This is a genomic window from Flavobacterium sp. KACC 22763, from assembly GCF_028736155.1.
Lineage (GTDB): Bacteria > Bacteroidota > Bacteroidia > Flavobacteriales > Flavobacteriaceae > Flavobacterium.
Genome location: NZ_CP117879.1, coordinates 4,935,873 through 4,947,545, shown reverse-complemented (window position 1 = coordinate 4,947,545; position 11,673 = coordinate 4,935,873). Strand labels below are relative to the sequence as shown.

Sequence of the window (11,673 nt, the reverse complement as noted above, 5' to 3'; positions counted from 1 at the left end):
AAAATAGCCCATACTCATAATGATTATGGGCTATTTACAACCAAACTTAAACTTAAACTTAACTTAACTTTTTATTTTCGTCGGAATTCAACTTTTATTGATAGTTAGGATTTTGTTTCAATTTAGTACCGTTAAGTTCTGTGTACGGAATTGGGAAAATCTCATCTGTTCCAGCATCAAAGCCTCTGTCAGATAATGCAGCTGCTGCATCTCCCCATCTTACTAAATCAAAAAATCTGTGTCCTTCACCTGCTAATTCCATTCTTCTCTCGTGCTTAATAGCTGCTAATGTTACTGGTACGTGAGGTAGTTTTACTCTATCTCTAACTGCATCAAGTAATGCTTGTGCTCTTGGTCCAGATCCTAAAGCTTCTGCTTCCATTAGGTAAGTATCTGCAAGTCTGATTACATAAGAGTTTTGTTTGTAGTTCAACTCTGAGTTACCACCACCTGTACTAACATCTGACTGTCTTGGAAGGTATTTGTTCAAGAAATATCCTGTATCTTGGTAAGCTGGAATATAGTTTGCTTTACCTGCTGCTTTTAATGCTTTTAAATCAAGAATTGTAGCTGCCATACGTGGGTCACCTTGCATTGCATCATATAATTTTTGAGTTGCAACGTTGAAAGCCCATCCTGAAGGAAGGTTTGGCGCAGTAGAACCTGCTGGTCTAGAATATCCTCTAGGTCCAACCATAATGTTTAAAGAGTTACCTTCGTCTCTACCATTCCCCCAGAACGTCCAATCAGAGTTACCTGCACTACTGTGAGATACTTCGATTAATGACTCTTCATTGAATTTGTTTGATGTTACCCATAAATCGCTAAATTCAGGCAATAATTTATTACCGTATTGGTTTACAGCTCCTGGCGTACCGTTTACCTCTGCTAAAACAGCTGCTGCTTCAGTTTTTTTGCCTTCAAACAAATATACTTTTCCTAAAAGTGCTTGAGCAGCTCCTTTATTAAATCTTCCAGCTTCAGTATCTTTTACCACAGTATTTGGTAAAACTGCAATAGCTTCTTTTAAATCTTTCTCGATTTGAGCATAAATTACTTCTGGTGCAACTTGCTCAGGATTATAGATTGTTTCTGTAGATAATGGCTCTAAAACTAATGCAATGTTTTTGAATAGTCTTACTAAGTTAAAATAGTAAAAAGCACGTAATGTTTTAGCTTCGGCAGCAAATCTGTTTCTAACAGCATCATTCATTGATGCTGCTGGTAATTTCATTAACAACATATTTGCTCTAGAGATCCCTTGGTAGTGATCATTCCAGTAACTTCCAGGAATAGTAATGGAAGTAAGCGAGTGTGTAGAGAAATTCTGTATTCCTGTTCCATCTGTAGAACTACCTCCTCCAGCATAAAAATCATCAGAACCAGCATTTAGCATGGCTACCAAATTTTCAAATCCTCCTGTATTCTTTCTAATTGGATCATACACCCCAATTAAAGCTGCATAGCATTGCTGTTCATTAGAAAAGTAAGTACTTGTATCAAATTTTCCTTTTGGGTCAATGGTCACAAAATCTTCAGAACAAGATCCTAACACTGCCATTGCCACAGCTACATATATATATTTAAATTTTATCGTTTTCATGATTCTTTAATTTTTTTAAAATTGAACGTTAGCTCCAAACAGAATAGATCTTGCTTGCGGATAAACTCCTTTATCTACACCATAAACCTGACCTCCAATTTCTGGATCAAATCCAGTGTATTTTGTAAAAGTGACTAAGTTTTCTCCTGTTAGGTAAAAACGAACTTTATCTGCTCCAATTTTAGATGATAAATTAGTTGGCATTGTGTATCCAACAGTTACCACTTTTAAACGTAGGTAATTTCCATCTTCAAGATAAAAATCAGACATGTTTGTGTAGTTTTTATTTGGATCATTATTAGTCAATCTTGGATAGTCGTTTGAAGTTCCTTCACCATGCCAACGATCTAAAGCTTTTGTTTGATAGTTTGCATTCAATACATCTAACCTTCTTAAACCTTGGAAAATTTTGCTTCCAGCAGCTCCTTGAGTAAATGCCATAAAGTCAAAGTTTTTGTAATCTAAGTTTACTGTGAAACCAAAAGTGTATTTAGGGATGTTAGTTCCTAAGAATTGCTTATCGTCATCAGTAATTTTTCCATCATTGTTAGCATCAACCCAACGGAAATCCCCAGGTTTAGCATTTGGCTGAATTAAACCTCCATTTGCATTTTTGTACGCTGCAACTTCTGCATCATTTTGGAAAATTCCAGCTGTTTTAAATCCGTAGAATTCGTTAAAAGAGTGACCAACTTGTGTTCTAGTTACAGGTCCCATAGATTGGAAAGAAGCATCTCCAACAATGAAGTTTGTAGATGATCCTACATAAGTAATTTCGTTTTTCAAGTAAGCAAAGTTTGCATTTACACCTAAATTAAATTCTCCAAGTCTTTTCTTGTAACCTAATTCAGCCTCAAAACCACTGTTATCCATATCGGCAATGTTTGCAGAAGGCGCATCAACTACTCCAACATATCCAGGAATTACAATATTTCTTAAGATTCCTTTTGTTGTTTTTTTGTAGTAATCAAGAGTAAGAGAAAAATCATTAAATAATTTTGCATCAAGACCTACAGTAGTTTGAGAAGTTTCTTCCCAACCTAAGTTTGCGTTTGGAAGAGTAGAGTTTCCGTAACCTGTAGTAATACCTCCTGAAGTTCCTACAGCATAGTTATAACCTCCAACAACTGTCGCTCTATATTTAAAGTCATCAATATTATCATTACCTACAACTCCATAACCTCCACGGAATTTTAAAGTATTAACTACATTGTTTTCTTTCCAGAAACCTTCTTTTGAAACTACCCATCCAAGAGAGAATGATGGGAAAACTCCCCATTTTTTGTTTTCACCAAAACGAGTTGATCCATCTCGACGAACAATACCTGTGAAAAGATATTTCTCCATGTAATCGTAGTTCGCACGTAAGAACAATGAAGATAATTTGTGCTCTACAAAATCACTTGCTCTGTTAACTCTATCCGATTGAGGAATATCAAAGTTAAAAGAAGCATCTTTATAGCTTGTAATTGGCAATCCAAACATCGTTACTCCAATAGAACCACCAATATTTTCAACATAAGCTCCTTGTCCAGCTAAAACACTTACGTTGTGATCTCCAAATTTGTTAGCATAGCTTAAAGTATTCTCAAGTGTCCATGCTAAAGATTTATTGTTGTTTTGGCTGTAGTTATTTCTATCAGCTTTCATGTTTGGGTTCAAGAAGAAAACCGGAGTAAACATTTGATCTCCCCAATAAGCTAACTTACCACCAAGAGTAGTTCTAAATTTTAAGTGACTTGTAATGTTAGCCTCTAAATAAGCATTACCTACAAAATCATCTGACCAGCTGTATCCTCCTAATCTTGTTTGGATATATCCAAGAGGGTTTGTCATCTCTTGTTGTACTAAAGAAGATATTCCGTAAGGATTACCATTTGCATCTCTAACAACATTTGGGTTAGTATAAAATCCTGAATTTGCTTCCGTCGGATCAGTAACCACAAATGGAGTAAGTGGATCTAAGTTGATCGCAGAGCTTAAAGGTCCACCAAACTCACTGTTTGTATTACCAATACCTTTTGTTTTTTGGTGTGTATATCCAAAAGTTTGTCCGAAAGTAAAGTAATCAGAAATTTTGTGTGTAGAGTTTAATCTGAAGTTTTTCTTAGTATAGTTAGAAATATCTGTAGTAACGATACCTTCCTGATCTTGAATTCCGAAAGAAGCGTAGAAAGTAGATTTTTCACCACCACCACTAATGCTTAATTCGTGTGTATATCTGAAAGCAGAATCATTAAAAATCGCATCCTGCCAATTTGTACCTTTTCCAAATGCTGAAGGATTAGGATATTTAATAGCTCCTCCGTCATTTAAAGATTTTTCATTCATTAAAGTAGCATACTGAGTAGCATTCAGCATATCTAACTTTTGAGCTGGAGCTGATATACCTGCAAAACCATTATAGTTTACAGAAATTTTTCCAGCTTTACCTTTTTTAGTTGTAACTAAGATAACCCCTGTAGCCGCACGTGTACCATAGATGGCAGCAGAAGCAGCATCTTTAAGCACCTCGATAGACTCAATATCACTTTGGTTGATAAAACCAATTGCGTTTGCATCTACAGCAATACCGTCAACAACCCATAAAGGATCGTTTCCACCTTCTCTAAATGTAGTGATACCTCTAACACGAACTTTAGACTTTTCACCTGGCTGTCCAGAAACTGCAGCAACAGAAACCCCTGCTACTCTACCCTGTAAGGCCTGTTCAACTCTTCCGTTTGGTACTTTTTCAAGATCAGCCGATTTTACACTAGAGATTGCTCCAGTTACAACAGATTTCTTTTGAGTACCATATCCAACCACTACAACCTCATTTAAAGATTGTGATTCTGGTTTTAATTGAATTGTAATTTTTGTTCTTCCGTTTACTGCTTCTGTTACTGTAGAGTAACCAATAAAAGTAATTGTTAATGATCCGTTTGAAGGTGCCTGAATCTGGAACTTTCCGTCAAAGTCTGACGCAGTAGACTTTGTAGTACCTTTTAATAAAACTGTTGCGCCTGGAACAGGCAAACCATTTTCATCGTTAATTATTCCATTTACTGTGACATCCTGAGCCACAGCCATAACCGAGAATAACAAAGATGAAATACAAAAAACAAGTAATTTTGTTAATTTCATTTTTCTAAAAATTTTGGTTAATTAATTAGTAATTTGATGCAATACTAAAACTAAATTTTTACTTTTCACAGGCAAAAATCATTACAAAAACACATCAAATCGAAAAAAATAATATTATAAAAACACATCAAAAAAAACATAATATATTGATTTTTAAATATTTATAAAAACAAAAAATAGTACTAAAGAAAAGTTAATTTTAAAAAATAACACTACACTATATTTATAGAGGAAAACTCTAGCAAAAATTATTAAAACTACAACGTGGTAGTAGCACCAAACACCTCGTAAATAGCTATTTTTTAAATAATTACGAGTGTAAAATCTTGATTTTTCATAAAAATCAAAAAATAAAGAATATGATATTTTTACCCTACTTTTTTTACATTATTGGCAATAATTTTTAACGAAGGAAAAATCTTATTTTCGATAAATTTATACAAAATACCTTACTTTTAACAAGGACTATAAGCAAGAAAAAACGAAATTTCATCTTCTAAAATTGGGAAAAAGGTCATTTTTTAATAAAAATGATCACGCAAGTCTTCTTTATATGCAATTCTAAAATCTCAGGCTACTTTTTTATTTAAAAGACTTTTGAGGAGACTAAGCATCAAAACTGGCAGAAATAATGTCCGATAGTATTTAATCTTTTAACACTGCTCGCATATATGAAGAAAAATGGACTTAAATCAAATGCACTCTTAAAATTGAACTCTCGCAATGTCATTTACACTTTATCTTTTCTATTCATGCTATGCTTTACAATAAATCCACCTTTATCATAGTAAAAGCAAAAAAAATAGCCCATAATCGAAATTATGGGCTACCCAGGCAATAAACTTAACTTAAACTAACCATAGTTTAAATCTTAAAATATGCTTGCACAATTTAGCGTAAGCATAAAATGTTTGAAATTCGAAAAAGGATTTTTTTAGTCTTCCTTTTTCGAAATAACTAACACAAAATATATTATTCAGGTTTGTAAACAAATGTCCAGCCAGTTCCAGGATCTTTTAAACTTCTCGGAACATATAGCACTAATTTGTCTTCTGTTAGTGTAATAATAGTATATTCATTAGCTGTATTTCCAGCCTCGTATCCTAAAATTTTAGAATTACTAATAAATAATTTTTTATTAGCAATATCCATAACAAAACTTCCTTTTTCTGCTGCTGCAGAAGCGGTTTGATAGTGATTATAGTTTGCTGCACCATTTAAGTCAAAGTGCATTTTACCGCTTGCATCCAAAGGAGGACAGCAGTCACCTGCATTCCACCATGCGCTCATAGCAGAATCTGGATTATCAGGAGGAGACATAAACCAGTACTGATCACCTGTACCCGCAACACCATCAAAGACCCATGTTTTACCAGCAGTAGTGTTGTTGCTAACTAAATCATACCAATCCTGATCTAATGGGGTATCAAGCTTATCAACCTGCACGTCTATGGTTTTAGTAAAAAACTCTGTTCCTAACGTACCCACGAACGTAAAAGTTGATTTTCCTGGAATTGGATAAACAATAGTCACTTCGTTAGTTAGTGCTTTTCCTAAATTATAATCCCAATAACCGGTAACACCAGGCGTGTTCATGCTTAAGGTAATCTTATTTCCACCAGCAGGGCTTTGCGAACTCTTTAATTCAACCCCTGCAACGTCTGTAGAATTCTGTAAATGTTGTTCATCTACAATCGGGTCACATGCCGAAAAGACCAGCATAAACACAGCAATTAGTAAATATTTTATATTATGAATTTTCATCTTTCTAATTATTAAAAGTTATTGAATATTACCAACCTGGATTTTGATTGTAAACTCCATTTAGCAGTCTTACTTCTGCTTCTGGAATAGGAACTAAACCTTTCGTTTCTGTTCTGTATTTCACACTATAATTAGCATCTACTCCAGAATTTCTAACTTGGATCACATCATTAAATGCAGTATCAACATCTCCCCAACGAACAAGATCAAACCAATGTATTCCTTCAAAAGCCAATTCGTGCAGACGTTCTGCTTTAATATTATCAAGAGAATATGCAACTGGCCCTAAATGTGCTCTCAATCTTACCGCATTCATGCCATCTGCTGTTTTGGTAATTTCAGAATGCATTAATAGTACATCTGCAAAACGCATGAAAATAAAGTCTTGAGCATGCATTAACTGCATATCTGCATTTGACCAAGCATACATCTGAACAAACATACCTACGTTTGATCCTTTGCCATTATCATGCTGCAACGAAGTATATTTTTTATTAAAATATCCTGTTTCATGATCTCCTTTGTCTTTTGCATAACCATCTGTTCCTTGATCGGCTCTGCCTACTTCTAGTATAGAACCTCTTTTTCTCGGATCTGCATCATCCCAACCACTATACAATTTTGGGTTTACGGTACACCATCCCCATCCTTCTCCAAAAGGAACTAGTGAATTACCACGCAACGAATTAAACAAGGCTAATCTGTTGGTATAAATATTACCATTTGTCCAGCCCCAGTCGCCAAAAGAAAATCTTTGTACAAACATAGTCTCATAGTTTCCTGTTCCAAATGTAGGAGTGACTCCATCTTGACCTACCCATGCCAAACCTTCTGTTGTAGCCCAAGGCAATACATTCTTTCCTGCACTTTTATTTACATAAGAATAAGCCCAAAGATTTCTAAAATCAGATGCCAATTTATGTCCACTATTATTGATGCAATCATTTAAATACGTTGCTACTTGCGCTCCTGTCAAAGAACCTCCTCCTACAAGTGGTAAATCTGTAGTTGCCTTCTTTTCAATATTACTCATGTATCCAGTGTAAAATAAAAATACGCGCCCTAGGTATGCTTCTGCAACCCACTTATTCGCATGACCGTATCTCGAAGTCGGAATACTTGGAAATGGCGTGGCAGGCATAGTCTCGATAGCCAATTTTAAATCGGATGCAATTTGCGCAAATGTTTCGGTATAAGTTGATCTCGCTACCAATCTATCTCCATCATATTTTATGATCATTGGTACTCCTCCAAAGAATTTAGCTAATCTGAAGTAAAAGAAAGCTCTCATAAACAAGGCCTCACCAACAGCCTGTTTTTTAAAATCTTCTGCTTCTTGAGGCGTATTAAAATGCTTGGAAAAATCTGCTAACGACGCTTTTTCTATGATAGCATTCGCTCTCGAAATCCCATTATAAGATTGTTTCCACATATCACGATAAGTGTCTTCCGCAGGATCTTCAAAGTTATCAACCCATTTAGCCGATTTATCATCAGGACCTCCCCCGCCAAACATCATATTATCCATCAAGTTGGCAGCTACCTGTTCTTCGCTATGCACATTTACTGTATAGATGGCATTATAAACACCGGCCATTGCTTCATTTATATCTGTTGGAGTTTTATAAAAATTATCCAAGCTCTTTTCTGAAAGATTCTCTGTATCAAGCTCATCATTGCAGCTAGATACCACAAAAATTGCTGAGATCGCTATTATATATCTTAGTTTTTTCATTGTCAATGTTTTAATATTAAAAATCTGCACTTAATCCAAACATTACTGTTCTAGATTGTGGGTATAAACCTAAATCTACTCCCGAAGCCCATGGAGCATTTGTATTATCTCCTGACCAACGAACCTCTGGATCCATACCATCGTATTTTGTAAATGTGTATAAGTTATTTACAGCAACGTAGAATTTAAGATTTGAAATAAATTTAATGTCCTTCAAAATTTCATTAAAGTTATAACCTAGAGTTACATTATTAATTCTTAGATAATCAGCATTCTGCATATAGATATCAGAAATATAATTTGTGTTTCTGTTTGACACTGAACTTAAACGAGGCATTTTGTTTGAAGTTCCTTCTCCATGCCAACGATCAAAAACATCTGAAGTGTAGTTTTGTTTCGGCATATCAGCAAATGATCTGTAAGATTGCATCACTTGCATTCCGTACTTACCTGCCATTGTAGTATTTAGATAAACATTTTTATATTCCAAGTTTAATTGGATACCTAGTTGGAAGTTTGCATTTGGATCTCCTAAAATTACTTTATCTTTTTCATCAATTACTCCGTCGTTATTTTGGTCCACAAAACGAACATCTCCAGGGCGCTGATCATTAAAATAAGGCTGACCTGTAGGCCCTACATAAGCATCAACTTCTTGTTGATTCTGCAAAATTCCAGCTGTTTTAAAACCATAGAAAGCGCCTATTGGATAACCTACTTGTGCTCTTGAAATTTCAGACGTTCCTTGAGAAAGCACATGAGCTGGCCCATTAATTATACCGTTTGCATTGGCAATTCTTGTAATTTCATTTTTATTAAAGGCGCCGCTCACAGTTAAACCGTATTTAAAATCGCCTACTTTATCTTTCCAGCTTACAGAAAATTCAACACCTTTGTTTTCAATATCCCCGCCATTTTTATAAGGATAGTCGGCACCAGCAGTTCCTGGCAATTCAGATAAAACCAGCCAGTTTTTAGTTTTTTTCTTATACCAGTCAAATGTTATTCCTAATCTAGAATTGAATAAACTTGCATCTAATCCAAAATCTAACTGTTCAGAAGTTTCCCAAGTAACATCTGCATTAGTAACTTTCGCAGGGTACGCAGTCTGGCCAGAAACCGGTTTAGTATCTCCAAAAAAGTAACCCGGGAAGGCATATTTAATATTAGAAGAATAGTAAAAAGCATAATCTGTATATTGATTACCATTTTGCCCCCAACTAGCTCTTAACTTTAAGAAATCAAGATATTTTGATGTGCTAGCCATAAAATCTTCTTTGGTAATAACCCAACCTGCAGATACCGACGGAAAATTACCATACTTATGGCCATCACCAAAGTTAGAAGATCCGTCACGACGAATAATAGCTGAAAGAAGGTATTTTTCTTTATAATCATACTGTGCACGAGCAAAATATGACATAACAGCGCCTCCTCCTGCTGCTTTGTCAAAACCTGTTGTATTGATATCGGCAACAGAACCAGGGCTTTTTGTATTGTCTAAATAAGCGTACTTTGGATCATTAGGAAACGACAAACCGTTTCTTGAACCATAGACGTTATTCTCAACAATTCTTTTCCATAATTCAGTACCAATAACGGCGTTAATATTATGATTCCCAAATTGTTTTTGATAAGCAACAGTGTTAGTCCAAGTTGAATTAGCTCCAAAATATTGAGATTGAGTTGCACCATCAACTGCATCATCATAAAGGACTCCTAAATGATAGGTTGGATTCATTGTTCTATTGTAGCCAAACCATGAATCAATTCCGTAAACAGATTTAAATCTAAGATTAGAAATAGGCTCAATCTCTAAAAACACATTTCCAATAATTTTATGATCTTTTGGATAATTGTAATTACTTCTATAATACATTATAGCCAGAGGATTAGTCTGATTTGTACTTAAGCCGTCTAATGTAGGGGTAAATCCAAATTCGTTAATATTTCTATCGATCGCGGTCTGCCAATAAGCAGGTTGTAACGGGTTTTGAGTTATAGCATTATGCAAGTCATTTCCATAAATATTTCCGCTAGAAACATCTCTTTTTTGAATATTTGTGTATGTCACATTTTCTCCAACGGTAATGATGTTATGGCTGTCATTCTTTTTCAAAACCATTTGAGTATTCAACCTTGTAGTCAATCTTTTAAATCCTGCATCTATAATATTTCCTCCCAAAATACCGTCCTGATCAAAATAAGAAACCCCTAATGAGTATGTGATATCTTCTGATCCACCTGTAATATTAATAGTATGGTTTACCACAGGAGCATCTTTTTTAGACATTTCATTAATCCAATTTGTTCCTGTCCAACCATTTTGTAATTTATTCCAAATTTCTTCTCCAAGCTGTGTTCCTGCGCCAGGGTAATTACGCTCCAACCAATCGTTGCTGGTTAGCATCTTTTTCCAGTCATTTGGCGCAAGTCCATCATTAACCCTTCCTTCGTCCATGATATACATGTATTCTTGTGCATTTAAAGGATCCAGATTTTTGTAGATGTTTTGAATTCCAAAATAAGAGTCATAAGAAATTCTAGCTGGTTTTCCTTTACGTCCTTTCACTGTAGTTACCAGAACAACCCCGTTTGCTGCTCTAGAACCGTAGATTGCAGCAGAAGCCGCATCTTTAAGAACGTCTATAGATTCAATATCCGAAGGGCTCAAATAATCGATATCTCCCACAGAGACACCATCCACGATATACAAAGGATTTGAATTTCCGATTGTACCAATACCACGTATAACGACTTTTGTACCAGCTCCTGGCGCACCGCTATTTCTTGTAATACTAATACCTGGTGCAATACCTTGAAGAGCTTCCATTGCAGATCCAGTATTCAGTTCCTGCAATGTTTCTCCTTTTAGGTTTGTCGAAGCACCAGTAATCAAAGCTTTCTTTTGTGTACCGTAACCGATAACCACAACTTCATTTAAGCTTTGAGATACTGCCTTAAGAGCAATTGTAAGCTTTGTTTTTCCGCCTATTGGCTCATTTACAGTTTCAAAACCAACAAAACTAATTGTTAAAGTTCCATTAGAGGGAGCACTAATCTGAAATTTCCCATCAAAATCAGATGCAGTTGCTTTATTGGTTCCCTTTACTAAAACCGTCGCTCCTGGGACGGGTAATCCACTTTCGTCATTAATGATTCCATTTATAGTCACATCCTGAGCAAATGCGACTACAGAAAACAGTAAAGACGAAACACAAAAAATAAATAATTTTGTCAATTTCATTTTTCTAAAAATTTTGGTTAATTAATTAGTAATTTGATGCAATTATAATGTTAAATTTTAATAAGTATTAGATTAAATTTCTTTACAAAAACACTTCAAATTAAATTTTAACACTCTACAAAAACACAACATATAACTCATAATTAATTAATTCACAATGATTTAATTTTTAAAAAAAAATGTTACAAAAATGTTAAT

At 34.9% G+C, this 11,673-nt stretch carries 5 protein-coding genes; all 5 read right to left on the bottom strand.

The features are described 5' to 3' along the window. Positions 1 to 94: 94 nt before the first annotated feature. The 5 genes from PQ463_RS20765 to PQ463_RS20745 all read right to left on the bottom strand — a co-directional run bounded on the left by PQ463_RS20765 (position 95) and on the right by PQ463_RS20745 (position 11,475). Positions 95 to 1,603 (bottom strand): RagB/SusD family nutrient uptake outer membrane protein, encoded by a 1,509-nt coding sequence (locus tag PQ463_RS20765; RefSeq protein ID WP_274255300.1) that lies wholly within the window; start codon positions 1,601 to 1,603, stop codon positions 95 to 97. Positions 1,604 to 1,618: 15 nt separating this feature from the next. Further along, entirely contained in the window at positions 1,619 to 4,729 is a 3,111-nt protein-coding gene (locus PQ463_RS20760; protein ID WP_274255298.1) for a SusC/RagA family TonB-linked outer membrane protein, read from the bottom strand. A gap of 972 nt (positions 4,730 to 5,701) precedes the next feature. Then, a complete protein-coding gene (locus PQ463_RS20755) occupies positions 5,702 to 6,493 on the bottom strand; it encodes a hypothetical protein (protein ID WP_274255296.1) in 792 nt (263 codons plus the stop codon). Positions 6,494 to 6,521: 28 nt separating this feature from the next. After that, a complete protein-coding gene (locus PQ463_RS20750; RefSeq protein ID WP_274255295.1) occupies positions 6,522 to 8,228 on the bottom strand; it encodes a RagB/SusD family nutrient uptake outer membrane protein in 1,707 nt (568 codons plus the stop codon). Between the two features lie 16 nt (positions 8,229 to 8,244). Next, the gene (locus PQ463_RS20745) at positions 8,245 to 11,475 is read right to left on the bottom strand and encodes a SusC/RagA family TonB-linked outer membrane protein (protein WP_274255294.1); all 3,231 of its coding nucleotides are present in this window, start codon (positions 11,473 to 11,475) and stop codon (positions 8,245 to 8,247) included. Positions 11,476 to 11,673: the final 198 nt, after the last annotated feature.

Bases quoted from the DNA above. Each gene is read 5' to 3' on its own strand.
- PQ463_RS20765 (WP_274255300.1), bottom strand. From the start codon at position 1,603: ATGAAAACGATAAAATTTAAATATATATATGTAGCTGTGGCAATGGCA.
- PQ463_RS20755 (WP_274255296.1), bottom strand. From the start codon at position 6,493: ATGAAAATTCATAATATAAAATATTTACTAATTGCTGTGTTTATGCTG.
- PQ463_RS20760 (WP_274255298.1), bottom strand. From the start codon at position 4,729: ATGAAATTAACAAAATTACTTGTTTTTTGTATTTCATCTTTGTTATTC.
- PQ463_RS20750 (WP_274255295.1), bottom strand. From the start codon at position 8,228: ATGAAAAAACTAAGATATATAATAGCGATCTCAGCAATTTTTGTGGTA.
- PQ463_RS20745 (WP_274255294.1), bottom strand. From the start codon at position 11,475: ATGAAATTGACAAAATTATTTATTTTTTGTGTTTCGTCTTTACTGTTT.